At 68.9% G+C, this 21,587-nt stretch carries 17 protein-coding genes and 1 pseudogene; 13 read left to right on the top strand and 5 right to left on the bottom strand.

Annotated elements, in window-relative coordinates; translation table 11 throughout:
* Positions 1 to 356 precede the first annotated feature (356 nt).
* On the top strand, positions 357 to 2,873 hold the full coding sequence (locus ACIP82_RS17170) for a transglycosylase domain-containing protein (RefSeq protein WP_400654072.1): 2,517 nt from the start codon (positions 357 to 359) through the stop codon (positions 2,871 to 2,873).
* Positions 2,874 to 3,036: 163 nt separating this feature from the next.
* Positions 3,037 to 4,671, top strand: a complete 1,635-nt coding sequence (locus tag ACIP82_RS17165; protein WP_363613795.1) for a glycosyltransferase 87 family protein — start codon at positions 3,037 to 3,039, stop codon at positions 4,669 to 4,671.
* A gap of 54 nt (positions 4,672 to 4,725) precedes the next feature.
* Here ACIP82_RS17165 and ACIP82_RS17160 read toward each other — a convergent pair whose 3' ends face one another.
* From ACIP82_RS17160 to ACIP82_RS17150, 3 genes are all read right to left on the bottom strand, one after another.
* Positions 4,726 to 5,760, bottom strand: a complete 1,035-nt coding sequence (locus tag ACIP82_RS17160; RefSeq protein WP_363613793.1) for an alanine racemase — start codon at positions 5,758 to 5,760, stop codon at positions 4,726 to 4,728.
* A gap of 46 nt (positions 5,761 to 5,806) precedes the next feature.
* On the bottom strand, positions 5,807 to 6,925 hold the full coding sequence (locus tag ACIP82_RS17155; RefSeq protein ID WP_363613791.1) for a peptidoglycan bridge formation glycyltransferase FemA/FemB family protein: 1,119 nt from the start codon (positions 6,923 to 6,925) through the stop codon (positions 5,807 to 5,809).
* Between the two features lie 200 nt (positions 6,926 to 7,125).
* Positions 7,126 to 7,425, bottom strand: coding sequence for a hypothetical protein (locus ACIP82_RS17150; RefSeq protein ID WP_363613789.1), 300 nt, complete (start codon positions 7,423 to 7,425; stop codon positions 7,126 to 7,128).
* Between the two features lie 301 nt (positions 7,426 to 7,726).
* Here ACIP82_RS17150 and rpsF point away from each other — a divergent pair, with 301 nt between their 5' ends.
* From rpsF to rplI, 4 genes are all read left to right on the top strand, one after another.
* Positions 7,727 to 8,017: a 30S ribosomal protein S6 gene (gene rpsF, locus ACIP82_RS17145; protein ID WP_329488774.1), complete on the top strand. Its 291-nt coding sequence runs from the start codon at positions 7,727 to 7,729 to the stop codon at positions 8,015 to 8,017.
* A 96-nt stretch (positions 8,018 to 8,113) separates the two neighbouring features.
* Positions 8,114 to 8,719, top strand: a complete 606-nt coding sequence (locus ACIP82_RS17140) for a single-stranded DNA-binding protein (RefSeq protein WP_363613785.1) — start codon at positions 8,114 to 8,116, stop codon at positions 8,717 to 8,719.
* A 79-nt stretch (positions 8,720 to 8,798) separates the two neighbouring features.
* Positions 8,799 to 9,035 (top strand): 30S ribosomal protein S18, encoded by a 237-nt coding sequence (gene rpsR, locus ACIP82_RS17135; RefSeq protein ID WP_030304537.1) that lies wholly within the window; start codon positions 8,799 to 8,801, stop codon positions 9,033 to 9,035.
* Between the two features lie 17 nt (positions 9,036 to 9,052).
* On the top strand, positions 9,053 to 9,499 hold the full coding sequence (gene rplI, locus ACIP82_RS17130; protein ID WP_363613783.1) for a 50S ribosomal protein L9: 447 nt from the start codon (positions 9,053 to 9,055) through the stop codon (positions 9,497 to 9,499).
* A gap of 106 nt (positions 9,500 to 9,605) precedes the next feature.
* Here rplI and ACIP82_RS17125 read toward each other — a convergent pair whose 3' ends face one another.
* Entirely contained in the window at positions 9,606 to 10,934 is a 1,329-nt protein-coding gene (locus ACIP82_RS17125; protein WP_400654067.1) for an MATE family efflux transporter, read from the bottom strand.
* A 454-nt stretch (positions 10,935 to 11,388) separates the two neighbouring features.
* On the opposite strand from ACIP82_RS17125, the gene dnaB reads away from it, so the two are divergent.
* From dnaB to ACIP82_RS17090, 7 genes and pseudogenes are all read left to right on the top strand, one after another.
* Positions 11,389 to 12,999 (top strand): replicative DNA helicase, encoded by a 1,611-nt coding sequence (gene dnaB, locus ACIP82_RS17120; RefSeq protein WP_363613779.1) that lies wholly within the window; start codon positions 11,389 to 11,391, stop codon positions 12,997 to 12,999.
* 195 nt (positions 13,000 to 13,194) lie between these two features.
* Positions 13,195 to 13,902 (top strand): TnsA-like heteromeric transposase endonuclease subunit, encoded by a 708-nt coding sequence (locus tag ACIP82_RS17115; RefSeq protein ID WP_400654064.1) that lies wholly within the window; start codon positions 13,195 to 13,197, stop codon positions 13,900 to 13,902.
* On the top strand, positions 13,899 to 16,028 hold the full coding sequence (locus tag ACIP82_RS17110) for a helix-turn-helix domain-containing protein (protein WP_400654062.1): 2,130 nt from the start codon (positions 13,899 to 13,901) through the stop codon (positions 16,026 to 16,028). Before ACIP82_RS17115 ends, ACIP82_RS17110 begins: the two co-directional genes overlap by 4 nt.
* Before the next feature lie 35 nt (positions 16,029 to 16,063).
* The gene (locus ACIP82_RS17105) at positions 16,064 to 17,143 is read left to right on the top strand and encodes an AAA family ATPase (protein ID WP_400654060.1); all 1,080 of its coding nucleotides are present in this window, start codon (positions 16,064 to 16,066) and stop codon (positions 17,141 to 17,143) included.
* Positions 17,140 to 17,580 (top strand): annotated as a pseudogene (locus ACIP82_RS17100) (TniQ family protein); the annotation flags it as partial. The gene ACIP82_RS17105 and the pseudogene ACIP82_RS17100, both read left to right, overlap by 4 nt.
* Before the next feature lie 213 nt (positions 17,581 to 17,793).
* A complete protein-coding gene (locus ACIP82_RS17095; RefSeq protein ID WP_400654276.1) occupies positions 17,794 to 19,782 on the top strand; it encodes a LysR family transcriptional regulator in 1,989 nt (662 codons plus the stop codon).
* Positions 19,783 to 20,139: 357 nt separating this feature from the next.
* Positions 20,140 to 21,075, top strand: coding sequence for a hypothetical protein (locus tag ACIP82_RS17090; protein WP_400654058.1), 936 nt, complete (start codon positions 20,140 to 20,142; stop codon positions 21,073 to 21,075).
* A 143-nt stretch (positions 21,076 to 21,218) separates the two neighbouring features.
* Here the strand turns inward: ACIP82_RS17090 and ACIP82_RS17085 are convergent.
* Positions 21,219 to 21,587, bottom strand: a 369-nt coding sequence (locus ACIP82_RS17085) for an IS5 family transposase (RefSeq protein WP_400654056.1), incomplete at its 5' end; no start/stop codon positions are given.

Here is a 21,587-nt window from a genome sequence, read left to right as displayed (position 1 = left end):
GGGCGGGCTTGGCAACGGGCGTGTAATGATCTACTGCCGTTTTGCGGTCATACGTAACTGATGCCCGATTAGTTGTATATCTCGGCTGCGTACGCTGTCGCGTGTGCACGAGGACCAACCTCCGGGGTCAGGGCGGTTGCGGGCATCGGACGTGAACCCTGCCTTCAGGCTCGACCGCCTGGCGAGGAGTAGCTGGAAACATGAGCGAACGACGGCGGAGGTCGCCGAACGGCGGCGGTGGGCAGCCCCCGGGCGGCAACGGCCGCCCGAGCGGAGCCGGACCCGATGAGCCCGGCCCGGAAGGTTCCGGCCGGCGGCGCCCCCCGGGCGTCAGGGAGACCGCGCAGCAGCCCCGGATGACCCGTGCCGAGCTGCGCAAGGCCGCCCAGAAGGGCGGCAGGCGCGGTGGTGCCGCGGCAGAGCCGCCGGCCGGACGGGGCGGAAAGCCCGGCGGTCCCGGCAAGCCGGGCAAGAAGCGGTTCATCGACTACCCGCGCTTCGGCAAGCAGGGCGTCCGCCGCTGGCTGCCGTCCTGGAAGCAGTGGCTCACCGGCTTCCTGGTGGTCTTCGCGACCTGCGTCGGCGGGGTCTGGTACGCGTACGCCAACACCGAGATCCCGAAGATCCACGACCTGGTCAAGGACCAGAACAACATCTACTACTGGGCCGACGGCACGGAGATGACCCGCAAGGGCGAGACCAACCGGCAGATCGTCGAGCTCTCGGAGATCAGCCCCTCCCTGCAGAACGCGGTGATCGCGGCGGAGAACGAGACTTTCCGCACCGACAGCGGCATCGACCCCAAGGGCATGCTCCGCGCCGTCTACAACATGGCGACCGGCGGCGAGACCCAGGGCGCCTCGACGATCACCCAGCAGTACGTCAAGAACGCCTACCTCAGCCAGGAGCAGACCCTCAGCCGCAAGGCGAAGGAGTTCTTCATCACCCTGAAGGTCAATCAGGACATGGAGAAGAACGACATCCTGAGGGACTATCTGAACATCAGCTGGTTCGGTCGCGGTGCCACCGGCATCCAGGCCGCCGCCCAGGCGTACTACGGGGTCGACGCCAAGGACCTCGACATCTGCCAGAGCGCCATGCTGGCCGGCCTGCTCAAGGGCGCCACCCTGTACGACCCCACCAACCCGGCCAACCACGACCGCGCGGAGGGCCGCTGGAAGTGGATCCTGGAGCGGATGGTCACCACCAAGAACGCCACGGCCGAGGAACGGGCCAAGTGCACCGCGTTCCCCGAGCCGATCCCGCGCAAGCCCTCGGCCAACATGAACGGCGAGATCAGCTACCTGGTCGACACCGCCAACAAGTTCGTCATGAGCAAGGACCCCCAGATCACCCAGCAGGTGATCGACAAGGGCGGTCTGAAGATCTACACGACCTTCGAGAAGGACAAGGTCGACGCCCTGAAGGCGGCCGTCGACGAGGTCAAGGGCGAGACGCTCAACCTGCAGAAGCGCCCCGAGCAGGACAAGTGGGTCCAGTTCGGCGCCGCCTCCGTCCGGCCCGGTGACGGCGCGATCGTCGCCCTCTACGGCGGCGACGGTGTGGAGAACCAGCACTTCGACAACAACGCCGACGCCAAGGGCGTCCAGGTCGGCTCGACCTTCAAGCCGTTCGTGCTGGCCGCGGCGATGCAGATCGGGGTGCAGACCGAGACCGACGACAAGGGCAAGCCGAAGCGGATCAACGCGGACAGCCGCTACCTCTCCGACGACATGTCCGAGATCCACAAGCCGGACGGCTCGCTGGTGATCGGCGACGACGGCAAGCCGTATCGGCAGCGGAACGAGGACCCCGGCAAGCGCGGCTACGTTTCGCTGCGGCAGGCCATGCAGAATTCGTACAACGTTCCGTTCGTCCAGCTCAACCAGGATGTCGGCGGCCAGAACGTGGCCAACATCGCGGAGGCGATGGGCGTGCGCAAGGAGAGCTTCGTCGACCCCAAGACCCCGACCTTCGCGCTCGGTACCTCCACCGTCAGTCCGATCCGGATGGCGACGGCGTACGCGACCCTCGCCGCCAGCGGCAAGGAGGCCGACCCCTACTCGGTGACCAAGGTCGAGTGGAGCGGCAGGGAGCGCCCCGGGTTCGCCAAGCCCGCGCTGAACCAGGCGCTGGAGACGGCCGTCGCGGACAACGTCACCGACGTGCTGGTGAACGTGGCGAAGAACGGTACCGGTTCCAAGACCAACACGCTCGGCCGCCCGGTGGCCGGCAAGACCGGTACCACCGACGAGAACAAGTCGGCCTGGTGGGTCGGCTACACCCCGCAGCTGGCCACCAGCGTCGCGATGTGGCGCGAGGACCCGGTCAAGCACGAGCGGCTGTCGCTCAAGGGAACCGGCGGCAAGGACTCGGTGCACGGTGGTGACACCCCGACGGACATCTTCACCCGGTACATGAAGGCCGCCCTGGCCAGCGAGAAGAAGATGGACTTCCCGGCCCCGCAGCCGATCGGCAGCCAGGTGGACTCCTCCGGCGCCCCGAGCACCGCGACCGCCACGACCTCTCCCTCGTCGACCGAGACCGTGCCGACCACCGCCCCGGAGCCGGGAGTCCCGCTGCCGCCGCAGCCGACCACCACCCAGGGCCCGGCCTGCGTCCCCGGCGTGGACTGCCCGGGCACGGTGCCGAGCCCGACGACGACCAGGACGCACCCGACCGGTGGTGGTGGCGGCGGTGGCGGAGCCTCGCCGACCTGCATCATCGGGAACATCGGGTGTACGACGCCGACCCCGACCTCCACGGACCCGGGTGGCGGCAACGGCGGCGGCACCGGCGGCGGCAAGCCGTCCGGCAGGCCGAGCACCTCGGCCACGCCGACCGGCGGTACATCGGGAAATCCGATTCCCTAGCAGGCTGACGGTGTGATCAACGGCGGTGGCGGCCCTCTCCGGAGGGCCGCCACCGCCGTTTCGCCGTATTCGGCGCGATTCGTCACGGCCGTGGCGGGGCGCCTGCCGGGCCGTTGCGGGGGCCTCCTCGTCCAGCCGGGACAGGTGCGGCAGGATGTCCCGCATGACGTCGAGCGCTCCTGACGAAACCGTCGGCCGGACCGGGCCCGAAGAGGCCGCCGGGCCATCCCCGACGGACCCCGCCGCGGCGGCCGCGGCAGCCGCTCGGAGCGACCGGCCCGCCGTGGCGGCCCCGTCGGCTCCGGCCGCCCCGCCGGCCAACACCGTGGTCGTCCCGGCGGACGAGGACCCGGTGGCGGCGGCCGGCAGCGAGGTGATCGGCGGCCCGCCCGGCCGGCGCGCCCTGCTGGGCGTCTCCTGGTGGATCCCGGCGCGCTTCCTGGCGCTGCTGGTGATCGTGGTCTCGGCGCTCGGCATGGTGCAGAAGCTGCCCTGCTACAACGAGGCCTGGTTCCAGCCGGGTTCGCCGCAGTACATCCACGCCTGCTACAGCGACATCCCGCACCTGTTCTCCGGGCGCGGCTTCGCGGCCGGACTGCACCCGTACGTGGACCGGATCCCGGGCACCTCCGGTGATCTGCAGTACCTCGAATACCCGGTGCTGACCGGCCTGTTCATGCAAATCTCGGCCTGGCTGACGCCCGGCGGCGGCAGCAGCCAGCAGCAGGAACAGTGGTTCTGGGCGATCAACGCGGGCCTGCTGATGGCCTGCGCGGTGATCGCGGTGGTGGCGCTGTCGCGCACCCATCGCCGACGCCCCTGGGACGCCCTGCTGTTCGCGCTCGCCCCCTGCCTGCTGCTGAACTCCACGGTCAACTGGGACCTGCTGGCGGTCGCGCTGGCCGCCGTCGCGATGGCCTGGTGGGCCGGCTCGCGCCCGGTCTGGGCGGGCGTCTTCATCGGCCTGGCCACCGCTGCCAAGCTCTACCCGCTGCTGCTGCTCGGCCCGCTGCTGGTGCTCTGCTGGCGGGCCGGCCGCTGGCGCGACTTCCGGGCGGTGCTGGGCGGCGCGGTCGCCGCCTGGGTGCTGGTCGACCTGCCGATCATGATCGCCAACTGGCAGGGCTGGTCGACCTTCTACGTCTTCAGCAAGCACCGCAAGGAGGACTACGGCTCCTTCTGGTTGATCCTGATGCAGGGCCGGGGCGTGGCCCTGGAGAACCTCGACACCTTCATCGCGGTGCTGATGGTGCTCAGCTGTCTGGGGATAGGGTGGCTCGCCTTCTCGGCGCCCCGCCGCCCGCGCTTCGCCCAGCTGGCCTTTCTGGTGGTGGCCGCGTTCGTCCTGGTCAACAAGGTGTACTCACCGCAGTACGTGCTCTGGCTGCTCCCGCTCGCGGTGCTGGCCCGGCCGCGCTGGCGGGACTTCCTGATCTGGCAGTCCTGCGAGGTGCTCTACACCCTGGGCATCTGGTCCCACCTGGGCTTCGTCACCGGGCCCAAGCAGCACGGGATCAACGAGTCCTGGTACCACTTCGCGATCGTCCTGCACCTGCTGGGCACGCTCTACCTGTGCGGCATGGTGATCCGCGACGTCCTGCAGCCGGAGTCCGACCCGGTGCGCTGGGACGGCAGCGACGACCCGTCCGGCGGGGTGCTCGACCAGGCCCCGGACGTCTTCGTCCTCGGCGCCGCCCGGCGGCTGCGCGAGGAGGAGACCTACGCCGCGTACGCGCCGGCCGGCCCCGAGGAGTGGCTCAAGGAGCCGGAGCCGGCCGAGAGCGGCAGGCCGCAGTAGCGGCCGGCCGGCCCGGCGCCCTGCCGTCCGTCCCGCGCCACGGTCCGTCGCGCCCTACCGGTCGACCACGCGGTCGAAGTGCGTGGTGGTGTGGCGGACCTGGAGGCCGAGCTCGTCGCCGACGGCCGGCGGCTTGGTCTCGCCGTCCAGGAACAGCAGCGAGACCTGCATGTGCGGCGGCTCGGCGAACCAGAGCTGCTTGCCGGACCAGTTGTACGGCGACTTGGTCTTGTTGACGGTCGCCAGGCCGGCCCGGGCGATGCCCTTGGCCCGGGAGGACATGCCCTGCACGTACTTCGGCGCCTCCAGGCCGATGCCGTGCGCGGTGCCGCCGGCGACCACCAGCAGGTGGCCGTCGGTCGGCGCCGGGTGCTGGCGGTAGCCGTAGCGGTCGCCCTTGACGACCGGGGTGACGTCCAGGACCGTCGCCCGGACCTCCAGCGCGTCGTGGTCGCCCAGCCAGAGCCGGGTGCCGATCCGGGCCCGGAAGACGGTGTCCGGGTAGCGCTGGGCCAGCTGCTCCATGCCCGCCGCGCCGAGGTGGCTGACGAACACGGTGTGCACCGGCACGCCGGCCGCCCGGGCGGTGTCCACCCAGTACGCCACCTCGTCGACCGGGTTGCTGCCGTCCGGCCGGTCCATCGGCAGGTGCAGCGCCAGGCCCTCGAAGGAGACGCCGTCCAGTTCGGCGGCGACCGCCGTGAGGTCGGCCGCGCTCACCCCGTGGCGGCGCATGGTGGTCATGCACTCCACCACCACCCGGGCGCCGTGCAGCGCGCGCAGCGCGCCCAGGTTGGCGACCGTCCGGATCACCCGGGCGTGCGGCAGCGGGAGCACCTCCTCGCCGACCCGGTACGGGGTGAGCACCAGCAGCTCGCCGCCGTACCAGTCGGCGGCGTCGGCCGCCTCGTACGCGGTCCCGACGGCCAGCACACCGGTGCCGAGCAGCGTCGCCTCCTCGGCGAGCCGGTGGTTGCCCAGGCCGTAGCCGTTGCCCTTCGCCACCGGAACCAGGCCGGGGAACTCGGCCAGGACGGACCGCTGATGGGTCCGCCAGCGGTCGGTGTCGAGGTAGAGCGACAGCGTCATCGGGTCATCTCCCAGGGAGTGTTGGGCACGGCGGAGCGGATGCGGCTCAGCGCCTCGACATGTAGAGGTCGAGCGCCTTGTGCAGCAGCTTGTTGAGCGGGAAGTCCCACTCGCCGAGGTACTCGGCGGCCTGGCCGCCGGTGCCGACCTTGAACTGGATCAGGCCGAACAGGTGGTCGTTCTCGTCCAGCGTGTCACTGATGCCGCGCAGGTCGTAGACGCCGCCGCCGAGCGCGTACGAGTCGCGCATCATCCGCCACTGGATGGCGTTGGACGGCTTGACCTCGCGCTTGTGGTTGGCCGAGGCGCCGTAGGAGTACCAGACGTGCTCGCCGACGACCAGCATCGTGGTCGCGGCGAGCGGCTCGCCGTCGTGGTAGGCGATGTAGAGCCGCATCCGGTTCGGGTCCTCGGCGGTGAGGGCCTTCCACATCCGCTGGAAGTACGACAGCGGGCGCGGGGTGAAGCGGTCGCGCTCGGCGGTCACCAGGTACAGCTGGTGGAAGATCGGCAGCTCGTCGTAGCCGCCCTGGAACACCTCGACGCCGCTCTTCTCGGCCTTCTTGATGTTGCGGCGCCAGAGCTGGTTGAAGCCCTTCTGGATGTCGTCCAGCGAGCGGTTGGCCAGTGGCACCTGGAAGACGTAGCGCGGCTGGACGTCGCCGAACCCGGCGCCGCCGTCCTCGCCCTGCAGCCAGCCGGCCTTGCGCAGCCGGTCGGCCACCTCGAAGGCACGCGCCTCGTACCAGTCGGCCTCGACGTCGCGCAGGCGCTTGGCCTGCTTGCCGGCGATGGCCTCCTTGATGGTCGGCGCGTCCCAGCGGCGGATCACCACCGGCGGGCCCATCTTCACCGAGAACGCGCCCTGCGACTTCAGGTGCGCCAGCATCGGCGACAGCCAGCGGTCCAGATCGCGGTCGAACCAGTCGATGACCGGGCCCTCGGGCAGGTAGGCCAGGTACCGCTTGAGCTTCGGCAGCTGCCGGTAGAGCACCAGGCCGGCGCCGACGATCTGGCCGGAGTCGTCGAACCAGCCGATCGACTCCGAGCGCCACTCGGCCTTCACATCGCCCCAGGACGGCACCTGCATGTGGCTCGCCGAGGCGCGGCTCCTGATGAAGGCGAGGTGCTCCTCGCGGGTGATCGTCCTCAGGCGCAGGCTCATGCTCGGTGCTCCTCGTCGGTCGGGCTGCGGTGGGCCCAGGTTCTCGGGCTGACCTTATCGTCCGGGATCCCGGCTCCTGCGGCTGCGGGCGCGCAGGCGCCCCCGGCGCATACCTGTCTCTTCCAGATACGCGACGGGGGCGCCGGGGGTTCCGGAACCGCCGGGACCGGACGGGGCGGGCCGGCCCCGGAGCTCGCGGGCTAGCCCCAGAGCCCGCCGCGGGCGATGCCCAGGTAGAAGCCGACCGCGGAGGCGACCAGCGCGATCATCAGGACGAACCGCTCGGCCGTGGTGACGGAGATGAACTGTCCCCAGAAGCCGGTGATGATCCCGAAGAGCCCGCTCCAGGAACTCACCAGGTGCAGATCGTGGAAGAACGAGGTGGCGAAGGCCAGCACGCCCAGCAGGGCGGTGACGCTGACCAGGGTGTTCTCGCGGGGGTGCCGGTGGCCGTCGGTGTTCAGGGTGAGGGCGGGGAGCCGGTGAAAGGACAGAGCCATGAATCCCACCTCCTGGCGGGGAGACGAACGAGCAGGAAACCCGTTCCGTCCAGATTGCGGGGATTGGGCATGGATCACAACCCCTATGCATTTTGTTCGGCCGTCCGGGTGCGGGTAGGCTGTGCCGTCTGCACTGGTGTAGTTGTGCCCCTCTTGCACCCTCTTCCGGGTCGGTGGGGCCCGATTGTCCGACCCGGCCGCTACGGTGGGCCGGTGTCGTCACCACACCGGTGCCGACGCTGCACAACCCTCCTGCCACGGAGAGACCGTGGCCGCTGAGTCCAAAGGAGGTGGGTTACACATGCGTCACTACGAGCTGATGGTCATCCTCGACCCCTCGGTTGAGGAGCGCGCTGTCTCCCCCCTGATCGAGAACTTCCTCACCGTCGTCCGCAATGGCGGCGGCAAGGTGGAGAAGGTCGACACCTGGGGTCGCCGCCGTCTGGCTTACGAGATCAACAAGCAGTCCGAGGGCATCTACTCGGTCATCGACCTGAAGGCCACGCCTGAGGTCGTCAAGGAGCTCGACCGCCAGCTTGGCCTGAGCGAGTCGGTTCTGCGGACCAAGGTCCTGCGCCCGGACACCCACTGAGCCACCTCTGAGGCCTTCGGGTCTCGGGTAGCTCGCGACCGCTGTTTCACGTGAAACAGCGGTGAACGGACATCTTCCCGAGAGGTCATCACCACCATGGCAGGCGAGACCGTCATCACCCTCGTCGGCAATCTCGTCGACGACCCCGAGCTGCGCTTCACCCCGTCGGGTGCGGCGGTCGCGAAGTTCCGCATCGCGTCCACCCCCCGCACCTTTGACCGTCAGACGAACGAGTGGAAGGACGGCGAGAGCCTCTTCCTCACGTGCAACGTCTGGCGGCAGCCGGCGGAGAACGTGGCCGAGTCGCTTCAGCGCGGCATGCGGGTCATCGTGCAGGGCCGGCTGCGCCAGCGGTCTTACGAGACCAAGGAAGGCGAGAAGCGGACGGTCTTCGAGGTCGAGGTCGACGAGGTCGGCCCGAGCCTGCGTTCGGCGACCGCGAAGGTCACCCGGGCCAACCGGTCCGGTGCCCCCGGTGGCGGCGGCTTCGGCGGCGGCCAGCAGGGCGGCGGCCAGGGCGGCAACTGGGGCGGCGGTGGCGGCCAGCAGGGCGGCGGCGGCTGGGGTGGAAACTCCGGCGGCGGCCAGTCCGGCCCGTCCGACGACCCGTGGGCGTCCAGCGCTCCCTCTGGTGGCAACCAGGGTGGCGGCAGCTGGGGAGCCCCGTCCGGTGGCGGCTTCTCGGAAGAGCCCCCGTTCTAAGAGCTGACAGATTTCGTGCGGCCCGGCCACGGGCGTCGAGAGACGCCCGCCGGGCCGTGAACCCCAAATGGAGCACACAATGGCGAAGCCGCCTGCTCGCAAGCCGAAGAAGAAGGTTTGCGTCTTCTGCAAGGACAAGGTCAACTACGTTGACTACAAGGACACGAACCTGCTGCGGAAGTTCATCTCCGACCGCGGCAAGATCCGTGCCCGCCGGGTCACCGGCAACTGCACCCAGCACCAGCGTGACGTCGCCACGGCCGTGAAGAACAGCCGTGAGATGGCGCTGCTGCCCTACACCAGCACCGCGCGCTAAGAGAGGGTGACCAAGTAATGAAGATCATCCTCACGCACGAGGTGCCGGGTCTCGGCTCCGCCGGCGAGGTCGTCGAGGTCAAGGACGGCTACGGCCGCAACTACCTGGTCCCGCGTGGCTACGCCATCCGCTGGACCAAGGGCGGCCAGAAGGACGTCGACGCGATCCGTCGCGCCCGCAAGATCCACGAGATCCAGACCCTCGAGGCCGCCAACGAGGTCAAGGGCAAGCTCGAGGGCGTCCAGGTCAAGCTGGCCGTTCGTTCGGGCGAGGCCGGCCGTCTGTTCGGCTCGGTGACCCAGTCCGACGTCGTCGAGGCCATCAAGGCCGCCGGCGGCCCGGCCGTGGACAAGCGCGCCGTCGCGATCGCTTCGCCGATCAAGACCGTGGGCACCCACAAGGTCTCGGTCAAGCTGCACGCCGACGTCCAGGCCAACCTCGACGTCGCCGTCGTCGCTGCCTGAGTTCCGTAGCAGTGGCCCGAGGGCCGGTCTCCTCCGTTCCGGGGGAGACCGGCCCTCGGTCGTTTCCGGGCCTGGTCCGGCCGGACGCGGGCCGGCGCCGTTCGGCTCAGGCCCGGACGGCGCCAGTGACCAGCCACTTGCCGCCGCGGGCGCGCCGGCCCAGGAAGACCCCGCGGACCAGCATGAACAGGTTCATCGCCCACCAGAGCCCGGCCAGCCCGGCGCCGAGCGCCGGTACGGCCAGGGCCGCCGGTGCGAAGACCGCCAGGGTGGCGAGCATCGCCCAGGCCAGGTACGGGCCGTCCCCTGCGCCCATCAGCACCCCGTCCAGGACGAAGACCAGACCGGAGACCGGCTGGCAGAGCGCGAGCAGCAGCAGGACGGTGTTCAGCTGGGCCTGCACCGCCGGGTCGGGGGTGAACAGCGGGACGTACAGCGGCCGGGCCGCCACCAGCAGCAGGCCGAGCACCAGACCGGAGCCGACGCCCCACTCGACCATCCGCCGGGTGGCCGCCTTCGCCCCCGGTACGTCCTCGGCGCCCAGGTAGCGCCCGATGATGGCCTGGCCGGCGATCGCGATCGCGTCCAGCGCGAAGGCCAGGAAGCTGAACAGCGTCATGGCGATCTGGTGCGCGGCCACCTCGTCATCGCCCAGCCGGGCGGCCACCGCGGTGGCGATCATCAGGACCGCGCGCAGGCTCAGGGTGCGGACCATCAGCGGACCGCCGGCCCGGGCGCAGGCCCGGATCCCGGTCGCGTCCGGTCGCAGCGAGGCCTGCTCCCGACGGGCCCCGCGCACCACCACGACCAGGTAGACGGCGGCCATCCCGGTCTGCGCGAGCACCGTGCCCCAGGCCGAGCCGGCCACGCCGAGCCCGGCGCCGTACACCAGGCCGATGTTCAGGCCGAGGTTGGCGGCGAAGCCCGCGACCGCCACCAGCAGTGGCGTCCGGGTGTCCTGGAGTCCGCGCAGCACGCCGGTGGCGGCCATCACCATCAGCATCGCCGGGATGCCCAGCGCGCTGATGCGCAGATACGTGACGGCATAGGGCGCCGCGGTGTCCGAGGCGCCCAGGACATCGGCCACCCAGGGTGCCAGCAGCAGGGTCAGGGCGACCACGCCCACGGAGAGCGCCAGGGCGAGCCAGATTCCGTCGATGCCCTGCTGGACGGCGGCCCGGCGGTCCCCGGCGCCGATCCGGCGGGCGACCGCCGCGGTGGTGGCGTAGGCGAGGAAGACGAACACCCCGGTGGCGGTGGTGAGCGCGGCCGAGGCGACACCGACACCGGCCAGCTGCGGGGTGCCGAGGTGGCCCACGATGGCCGAGTCGGCCATCAGGAAGAGCGGCTCGGCGACCAGGGCGCCGAAGGCCGGGACCGCGAGAGCGAGGATCTCCCGGTCGTGCCGGCGGCGGTCGGTGGTGGGGGCGGTCATGCGCCCAAGGCTACTCATCCACAGGTAATGACTGCCAGTAGGTTGGGCCTATTACTCGAAATCTTGAGCGACCGCGTCGGGCCGGTGTGTGTCCATGGCCACCCGGCCGTGTGTGAAGAATTTCTCATGCACAGCCCCGGGGCGAGGTACTCCCAGGTCAGCGGGTTGACGGTGGGTGGATTGTCTGGTTATCCACAGACCTTTCCACAGGGGTGTCCACAGGTTTGCGGCACTTCTCCACAGCCTGGGGCCCGTCGTCCACACCCCCTGTGGATAACCACCTTGGCTGAACGGAGCCCGGCGCCTTAGCGTGGGTCACCCGGCCGACACTCCCATCCGCCCCGGCGTCCGATATGTCGGCCCGGTGGCGTAGAAAGAGGGACGCGGCTCCGCTCCACCCAGCCACCGGCAAGGCCCGCTCCAACTCGCACCACTCGCTGATCGGGGAACACGCGTGACCGGCCCCCAGTACGACGACCACGACGCCCCGCCGCCGGAGGATGACTGGCAGACCGCTGACGACCCTTTCCCGGCCGGTGCCTTCGCCGACACGCCCTTCCCGGACGGCCCCGGCGACCGGCTCCCGGTCTCCCGCGGTCGGGGCAACGGCCAGGGCGGCGGCCAGGGTGGCGGCTTCCAGAAGGGCGGCGGGTTCCAGGGCGGCAAGGGCTCGGGCGGAGGCTTCCAGAAGGGCGGCAAGCAGCGTCAGGACGAGGGCGAGCGCTCCGAGGCCGTGGACGGCTTCGAGCGCGTCCCCCCGCAGGACCTCGCGGCCGAGCAGTCCGTCCTCGGCGGCATGCTGCTCTCCAAGGACGCCATCGCCGACGTGGTCGAGGTGCTCAAGCCGGCCGACTACTACCGGCCCGCGCACGAGCTGATCCACGGCGCGATCCTCGACCTCTACGCCCGTGGCGAGCCGGCCGACCCGATCACCGTGGCCGGCGAGCTGACCAAGCGCGGCGAGCTGACCCGGGTCGGCGGCCCGGGCTATCTGCACACCCTGGTCAACTCCGTTCCGACCGCCGCCAACGCCGAGTACTACGCGGAGATCGTCCACGAGCGCGCGGTGCTGCGCCGCCTGGTCGAGGCCGGTACCCGGATCGCCGGCATGGGCTACGCCGCCGAGGGCGACGTCGACGAGATCGTCAACGCCGCCCAGGCGGAGATCTACGCCGTCACCGAGCAGCGCACCAACGAGGACTACGCGCCGCTCTCCGACATCATGGAGGGCGCCCTCGACGAGATCGAGGCGATCGGCTCCCGCAACGGCCAGATGTCCGGTGTGCCGACCGGCTTCGCCGACTTCGACCAGCTGACCAACGGCCTGCACCCCGGCCAGATGATCGTCATCGCGGCCCGCCCGGCCATGGGTAAGTCCACCCTGGCACTGGACTTCGCCCGGGCCTGCTCGATCCAGAACAAGCTGCCGAGCGTGATCTTCTCGCTCGAAATGGGACGCAACGAGATCGCCATGCGTCTGCTCTCGGCCGAAGCACGGGTGGCGCTGCACCACATGCGCTCCGGCAACATGACGGACGACGACTGGACCAGGGTCGCCCGCCGGATGCCGGACGTCAGCGAGGCGCCGCTGTTCATCGACGACTCGCCGAACCTGTCGATGATGGAGATCCGCGCCAAGTGCCGTCGGCTCAAGCAGCGCAACGACATCAGGCTGGTGGTCATCGACTACCTCCAGCTGATGCAGTCCGGTGGCTCGCGCCGGGCCGAGAACCGCCAGCAGGAGGTCTCGGACATGTCGCGGAACCTGAAGCTGCTGGCCAAGGAGCTGGAGGTGCCGGTGATCGCGCTCTCCCAGCTGAACCGTGGTCCCGAACAGCGCACCGACAAGCGGCCGATGGTCTCCGACCTGCGTGAATCCGGCTCGATCGAGCAGGACGCCGACATGGTCATCCTGCTCCACCGCGAGGACGCCTACGAGAAGGAGTCCCCGCGCGCGGGCGAGGCCGACCTGATCGTCGCCAAGCACCGAAACGGCCCGACCGCCACCATCACCGTTGCCTTCCAGGGGCATTACTCGCGCTTCGTCGACATGACGAGGGACTGACGGAGACCTGTAGGGTCTCAAATTTCGTGTCGGAATCTCACGGTCGGTGTCGGATCGAAGTCGGATCCGACACCGAGCTGAGATTCACAGGTCGCTGCCGTACCTCGTTCGAGTGAGTGTTGCTGGTGTGCTCCCGTCAGCGTGTTGGGCGGGAGCATCGTGCTGCCGAGGGGCAACTCCAACTCGGGAGTGGGGATGGAAGCGACTGTCAGCTTTCGCGGGCACGGTAGCGGGATTGAAGAGTGTTCCTGGGCGTCCGTGGCGCCAGCGTCGCTGCAGACGGCTCATCCGTGGCGGACGTTCCGCTGGTACAGGGGCCAGAAGCACTACTCGGGCACCTACTGGTCGGCGACGATGGGCGATCACGTGATCTACGAGTCACGGCTTGAGCTGTCGCGTCTGCTCTTCGCCGATTTTGATCCGTCTGTACGCGCCGTCGTGGCCCAGCCCTTTCTGCTGGAGACGGTGCTGGAGGGGAAGACACGTCGGCACATCCCGGACTATCTCCTGCTCACCGGGCAGGTGCCGGTGGTTGTCGACGTCAAGCCGTTGCAGCGGTTGTCCATGCCGGAGGTGGCGTTCACCTTCGAGTGGACCCGGAGGGCGGTGGAATCTCGGGGATGGGAGTACGAGGTCTGGAGCGAGCCTCCGGCCGCAGAGCTGGAGAACATTCGGTTCCTCGCGGGCTACCGCAGAGATTGGCTGTTCAACCCCGATATTTTGGAAGCGCTGCGGGATGCGGATCTCGATGGGCTTCCTCTGGGACAGGCCATGAGGTGTCTGCCGGATCATTCGGAACCTCAAGTCCGTTCCGCTATCTACCATTTGCTCTGGAAGAAGGCTTTCGTCACCGATCTCGACCAGCCTCTCGGCCCTTCGCACATCCTGCGGAGGTCAGCGTGAGCAGGGCGGCGACCCGAGTCGGAGTTGGTACGCGCTTCCGCTACGACGGGGAATCCGTCGAGGTGGTGGAGATGGCCGCGACCACGGCGGGCAACGAAGTCGTCCTGAAGGATGGTCACGGGCGGCTTCTGCGGCTGTCGCTCAAGGAGTTGCTGTTCTCTGACCGTGCCGCGATCAGTCCTGATGGCCCGGGACCGGCCCCAGATGACGAAGGCGAGATCGCCTCCGTAGTCCTCGGGCAGCTCGATGCGGAGGAGAGACAGAAAGTCCTGGAGCGAGCTGGGCACGTCCGCGAGGTGCTGACCGGCTACCGCTCCGGCAGCAGGGAGTTGGCGGCCGACGACGAACCGAAGGCCGCCTACACCACGGCAGTGCCGATGGAAGCGAGGAAGGCTGCCAAAGCGGCGGAACTTGGCGTGACGGCCCGCACCATCGAGCGCTGGGTCGCTGGATTTCTCCAGCATGGCGAGGCCGGCCTTGCACCGGGGAGGACGCGTTCGGCGCGGTCACAGACCTCGGTCGATGACCGGTGGGTGGAGACCGCGGTGGAGGTGATGGTCGAGCACGCCGACCAGTCGCGGCCGTCGCGGACGATGGTGATCGAGCGGACCCGGGCCCGGGTGATTGCGCGGTTCGGTGAAGGAGTGGTGCCGCAGCCGAGTCGGGCGACGGCGTTTCGGCTGATGGAGGAGCTGGAGCGACGCCATCCGCTGTTCCGGCTGAGTACGAAGCGCAACCGGGACATTGCCGGCCGGCCGGAGGGCCCCTACGGCAAGCTGCGGCCCACGCGGCCGGGCGAGTACCTGGTGATGGACTCCACCCGTCTGGATGTCTTCGCGTTCGATCCGCTGACGCTCAAGTGGGTGCAGGCCGAATTGAGTGTCGGGATGGACTGGTACACCCGCTGCATCACGGGGATCCGGCTCACGCCGGTCTCGACGAAGGCGGTGGATGTCAGCGCGGTGCTCTTCCAGTCGTTTCGGCCGAGGCCGGCGGGACGGGACTGGCCGCGGCACGCGGTCTGGCCCGAGCACGGCATTCCCCGCACCGTCCTGGTCGATGTCGAGGGCGTCACCGGGCCGGGGTTGGCCTCGCCGCCCCTGGTTCCCGAGACGCTGGTGGTCGACCACGGCAAGGTCTACGTCTCGGAGCATCTGACCAGCGTCTGCCGCCGGATGGGCATCTCCATCCAGCCAGCCCGCCTGCGGACGGGCCGCGACAAGGGACCGGTGGAGCGCTACTTCCGGACCCTGCGGGAAGGGCTGCTGCAGGTGCTGCCCGGCTACAAGGGGCCCGATATCCACTCGCGGGGCGAGAGCCCCGAGGATGATGCGTTCTTCTTCCTCGACGAGCTGGAGGCGATCATCCGGGAGTGGACCGCGACGGTCTATCACTGCAGGCCGCACTCCAGTCTGGTCGATCCAGGGCTGCCAGGGCTGCGGATGTCCCCGGCGAAGATGTTCGAGCACGGCATGGCGCGGGCGGGCTACATCGAAGCACCCCGCGACCGGGACCTGGCCTTTGAGTTCCTGAAGACCGAGTGGCGCACGGTCCAGCACTACGGGGTGGAGATCGGCCGCCGCCGTTACAGCGGCCCGGGCCTGCCGGAGCCGGGCATCCGCAGTCCCTACGACTCGCCGATGAAGAACGGCTGGCCGTTCCAGGTGGACCCCGACGACATCACCCGGATCTACTTTCGCGATCCGGTGACCGGGTCCTGGCACACGCTGGTCTGGGAGCACGCACCGTCGGCCGAGATGCCTCTGAGCGAGGACGCGTTGATGTTCGCCCGCCGGCTGGCCGCCTCGAAGTATCGCTTCCCCGACGACCGGCTCGCCGTTGCCGATCTGCTTCAGCGGTGGAACCTCGGGCTGGGCACCACGATCGCCGAGCGGCGCATGGCCCTGCGGCTCTCGCGCGAGCAGGCCGCCATCGACCTTCCCGAGAACGAGGAGGAGAGGGTCGTCTCGCTTCCGTCGGTACGCAAGGCCCTCGGTCAGGACGAGGAGACCGCAAAACCGCGGGAGCTCGACGTAGCGGCGGAGACGGGGGACGACGACGAGGCCGATCTGGAGGACCTCGCCGCGGAGAACGACTTCTACGCCGATGCGCTGGAGGACGTGTGAGCAAGGACGGTGTTCCGGGGCCGGCCAATCTCGCCTTGTCGCGAAAGGAGGACTTCAAGGCGTTCGCCGAGAGTCCCCGCCGCAGCCGGCCTGATCTGCTGACCCGCAAGCAGCTGAAGTCCCTGGCCACACAGGAGCGGGCGGACTACGACCGGCGGCGCCGGGCATGGCACGCCAACATCGGCCCGGTCAAGACACCGCAACTGGCAGAGCTCCACGAGGACTTGTGGGACATCGTCGACAGCAACGAGCAGGACGGCGACAAGGCCAAGGGGACGGTGGCCGTGGATGCGTTCCCGGGGCTCGGCAAGACGACCTCGGTGCTGGCCTTCGCCCGCGACTTCCACCAGCGGGAGATCGAGGAGTCGGGCCCGTTCACGAGCCAGGGGCACGAGCGGATTCCCGTCTGTCGGGTCGGGCTGACCGGGAACACCGGGATGAAGGACCTCAACCGGGCCATGCTGGAGTTCTTCGGCCACCCCGGACAGGGGCGGGGCACCACCGCCCAGTTCGGACGGCGAGTGCTGGACTGCGTGTTGTCCTGTGACGTCCGTCTGCTGGTTCTGGACGATCTGCACTTCCTGAAGTGGGGGCAGAAGAGCGGCATCGAGGTGAGCAATCACCTGAAGTGGATCGCCAACGAGTTCCCGGTGACATTGCTGATGGTGGGGGTCGAGCTCGCGGAGAAGGGCCTGTTCGGTGAAGGCACGAACGGGCGCGACACCGCCCTGGCCCAGACCGGCCGTCGCACCACCCGCCTGGGGCTTCGCCCGTTCACCATCGATGGGGAAGCCGGGCGCTGGGAATGGCGACAGATGCTGCTGGCCCTCGAACAGCGCGTCGTGCTCGCCGACAAGCACCCCGGCATGCTCGCGGACGACCTGTCGGACTACCTCTTCGCCCGCAGTACCGGACACATCGGCTCGCTGATGACGCTCATCAACCGCGGCTGCCAGCGGGCGGTCCGCACCGGCGCCGAACGGCTGGACCAGGAGCTCATGGACCGGGTGAAGAACGACGAAGCATCCGAGGCGGCCCGCCTCGAACTCCAGGTCGCGCTGGAGAAGAAGCGGCTGACCAGCCGCCCGCGAACCCGAAACCGACGAGCCGCATGAGACCGTCGGCCCGCACCCTGCCGATCCGGTTTCCCCCATTGCCCGGTGAGGCCCTGGACTCCTGGCTGGAAGCGACGGCCCGACGGATGGACACCACACTCGGCGATGTCCTGCTGCACTTTGGTTTCCCGGTCCGCCAGCGTGCAGGAAACCAGCACCACGGCATCCCGGCCGACTGGACGATCTTCCTCGACGAGCGGTTGACCGCTGCCGTCGCGCACGCGACCGGCATCAGCTCGCAGGCGATCACCGCACTGACGCTGGCCCACTACGACGGGCGGGCCCTGCGGACGAGTGCGGGTGGACGGTTCGTGTCGCGGCATGTCCTCTGGGGCCGCGGGCGGGGTTCCCGGTTCTGCCCGGACTGCCTTGCGAGCGCCGACGGTCGCTGGCAGTTGTCCTGGCGGCTCGGTTTCTCCTTCGCCTGCACCCGCCACCGCAGATTGCTGGCCGACTGTTGTCCGGATTGTGGGAGGGTTCCCAGACAGCGGCCCTGTTCGGGCCGCTCCGTTCCCCGGCCGGAACTCTGCGGCAACCCGCCGGCCCGGCCCGGTGGCCCGGTCACCGTCGGATGCGGCAGCGACCTTCGCAGTGTTCCGACACTCCTCCTGCCTCCCGGGCACCCCGTTCTCACAGCGCAGGACCGGGTGATGGCCGCCATCGACACCACGACCGCTTCTTTCGGCCCCTACGCGGCCACCCCGCAGCCGACGGCAGCCGTCCTGGCCGACATCAGGGCGCTGGGCATCCGCTTCCTGGCGGACCTCCCTGCCGAGGCCCTGGGGCAGTGGCTCCCTGAAGACATCACGACGGCATATCTCTCCCAGGGGTCCGCCGCTACCGGGAAGGCGGGGGACCGCCCGGGCTTCATGGCCCCGCCGCGGGCCGCAGACACCGCGGTCGCGATCACCGGCGCCCTGAACATCCTGCAGAGACCCGGAATCCATACGGCCGGCGAGGCCCTGCGCGGCCTGCTGGAAGCAGTACGCGACGAGCTCACACAGATCTCGGTAACCAGCATCGACGACTGGGGACAGGGCATCAGCCCGGTGCTGCAGTCCGTGCACTTGGCCGCGCTCGCCCCGTCCCTGCGGCCCAGTGAGCACTTGCGCTACCGCATCCCGACCCAGTCGCCACGACGGCCGGCCAGGACCGCGCTGGCCATTGAGCAACGCTCCAGGAAGATCCCCACGCTCTTCTGGCCCTCCTGGACGGCCCGGCTCGCACCACCCGAAGGAATCCACGCACGAACCCTGGCCCCCGTCCTCGCCGCCCTGCTACTGATCCCCGACGGCCGCGTCTCCTTGGACCAGGCCGCCGTCCTGGCCGGTGACGTCACCGACGGCATCGAGATCTCCCGACTCCTCCAGGAACTCGATGATCTTCCGCACTGGCCGGACATCGTCACCGCCCTGACCCGGCTCACCGACCACCTCGACGCCGACAACACCCCCATCGACTACGGCCGGCGCCGAATTCTGGACTACACCGGCCTGCTTCCCCACGACCGTTGGCTGGAGATCTGCCTCCGCACGGGAACACCTCCGGGGGCCGGCCGGCGCGAACGCATCGCCCGCAGCCAGCTCTTCCGCCGCCTCAGCGGCCTGCCTGCCGAATCTTTCCCCGACGACCTGGCCGGGCTCGACAGGGCAGAGTTCCGGGCGGCCTCCGTGCGGTTCACCGCCCTTCAGACCCCCGAACTCGCACGCGCCCTCCAGCAGGAAGCCCTCGGCTTCCTGGCCTTGCACCAGATCCATGACGAGCCCGTGGTCTGGCAGCCTCCCACCGCGTTGCTGGCCGGTCTCTCCCTTCCCGGACCGGACCCGGCGCACGTCGACCTGCCCCGTCTGCACCAGCTCGTCCGAGAACGTCAGCACCCCGTGCAGCACGCCGCCCAGGTCCTGGGCACGACCGTCGAGGCCATCCGGCAGCTCCTCGACGAACACCCAGCACCCGCACCGCCGCTGACGAAGAGCACCGCCAGAGCCGCCGGTCGCGTCCGGCTCCAAGCCCGTCGGGAACTGTCGAAAGAGACCTTCACCCGCCTCTACCCCGGCGAACACCGCTCGTTGAAGCAGATCGCCACCCTCACCGGCTTCTCGCGCAGTGTCCTGACCGGCCTCGCCCGCGAATACGGCATCCCCCTCTGCAACGGCCCGCAGGACTACAAACGACGCGGCACCGTCGAACGCGACTGGCTCTTCGAGCAGTACGTCCACCGTCGGCGGACCCTGCCTGACCTCGCCTGCGAGAAGGGCATGAGCACCGCGAACATGGTCAGGTGGGCCCACACCCACAACATCCCCCTCCGACCGCGTGGCGGAGGAAGCCACGACGCAGCGCTTCGTGTCATCGACCAGGCCGACCAGATGCCGCCCATCCTTCAGAAGGCGTTCAGCACTCCTTACGCAGGTCAGCGGCTCAATCGCTTCATGGCAGCTGCCGCATATCCGACGATGCGTGAGGCCGCTCGCGCGCTCGGGATTCGCCAGTCCGTGCTGGTGACTCAGATCAGCCGATTGGAGCGTGACTTTGGACAACCCCTGTACGAGCGCGCAGGACGCGGCCGAGCGATGAGGTTGACGCCCTTTGGTCAGCGCATCGCTACTGCGATGCAGAAGATTAGTGCCGAGAAGTAGACCGGCAGGGCTGGAACTTGACCGTCCGATTCGAGTCCTTCGGGCCCATCGGACCTTCGGTCGCGCCTGAGCGCGCTGCCAACGGGTGGTGCGGGATGCAACCGCAAAGGCCTCGGTCGGAATAGGCAACCAAAACGTGCTCGACAGGCAAGGGTTCCAGGATCGAGCTGTTAAAGATCAAACTTCGCCTGGCGGCTCTGACCTGCATGAACCTTCGATATCTGCACCTGATCTGCGTCGAATGGTTGTTAATTGTCATAATGGTTATCTGATGTCGGTCCTCGGCGGTAACGGGCGTTCGCCCTAGTGTCCATGACTGGCCATCATGACGGCCGTGTGCCGTGCATCCTTATGCCCATGGCACGGATCATCTTCCCGCCGACTGGCCAGTCTCTCCCGGCCAGCGGCCTCTCCCAAGGGCTCGGCATTGCGGCGCTCCTGCAGTCATCGAAGCGGCGCAAGGGAGCGGTGCCTCTTCGGCGGTCGTTCGTGCAACGCGTCTCCGGTGACGACGACGGCGCGACTAAGGCGCCAAGCCCCCTGAGCGAACTGGTGCGTTCGCGCGGCGCGCGGGCGTTGGACCTGTATCTGCTCGTGGCGGCGGTCACGACTGCCGCCCCGTTCGATGTGACCGAGCGATCTGAGCTCTGGGCCCGATGCCTCGGCACCTATGCGACGGGCGCATCGACAAGCGTGAAGATCTCGCGGCTCTGGAGGAGGCTTGAGGATCTTGCCCTAGTGGCTAGGTCTCAGGACGGCAAGCACACCAAGATCACAAAACTCATGGAAGATGGGAGTGGGGCCGCGTACGTCCCGCCCTCCGGGCTAGTCGATGGCCCCCTCCAAGACATCTACTTCCGGCTGCCGTTTGAGTACTGGAGCGACGAGCTCTACGAGAAGCTCTCCTTGCCGGCCAAGGCGATGCTCCTCATATGTATGAGCCTGCGCGACCCGGAATTCTACATTCCGGATGTGTTCGCGGAGTGGTACGGGCTCTCGCCCAAGACCATCCGTCGGGGACGGCACGAGCTAGTCAAGGCCGGGATCCTCAAAGAGGTTGGGCTCGGTATGTACATCGACACCTCGCGGCCAACCCTCACGGCGACGGCCGCGAAGTATGCCTTTCGCGAACCCTACAACCTGAACATCAGCAAGCGCGCTCAGGCCGAGATCTCGGCAGCTGGCCCCACCAAGACTGTGCCTGGGGAAGGCGCGCCACCAGCGCTGCCTCCTAACCAGGACGAATCCGTTCTTTCGATGGAGTTCCTGTTCAGCAAGCGCTCGACCCTCTGAACACCGTCGCTCCAGGAGGGACGGCCGGCGTCGGCCGCCGCCAAAAGGCGGCGGCCCCCTGTTCCCGCAGGGAGCCGCCAGATGAAGAAACCAATCGCTCGACCGCAAGGAGGAGCTATCAGCACCACCCCTAACTGATCGTTTCAGAATGAGGTTCGGAGCTTTCGCAGGCAGATGATGCTGCAGGCGAGTTGGAGCAGGCCGAGGTGGAGGTCGGCGCGTATCTCGTAGCGGATCCGCAGGCGCTTGAACTGGTGGAGCCAGGCGAAGGTCCGCTCGACCACCCAACGTGTCTTGCCGAGTCCGGAGCCGTGGGCGACGCCCCGGCGGGCGATCTTCGGGGTGATTCCGCGGCGGCGGAGGATGCGGCGGTACTTGTCGTAGTCGTAGCCGCGGTCGGCGAACAGTCTTCGGGGACGTCGTCGGGGCCGGCCGCGCAGGCCCCGAATCGGTGGGATGGCGTCCAGCAGTGGTAGGAGCTGGGTGACGTCGTGCCGGTTGCCGCCGGTCAG

The sequence above is a fragment of the Kitasatospora sp. NPDC088548 genome (assembly GCF_044753005.1).
Lineage (GTDB): Bacteria > Actinomycetota > Actinomycetes > Streptomycetales > Streptomycetaceae > Kitasatospora.
The sequence above is the reverse complement of the archived record's forward strand: the minus strand, read 5'-3'. Positions and strand labels throughout refer to the sequence as shown.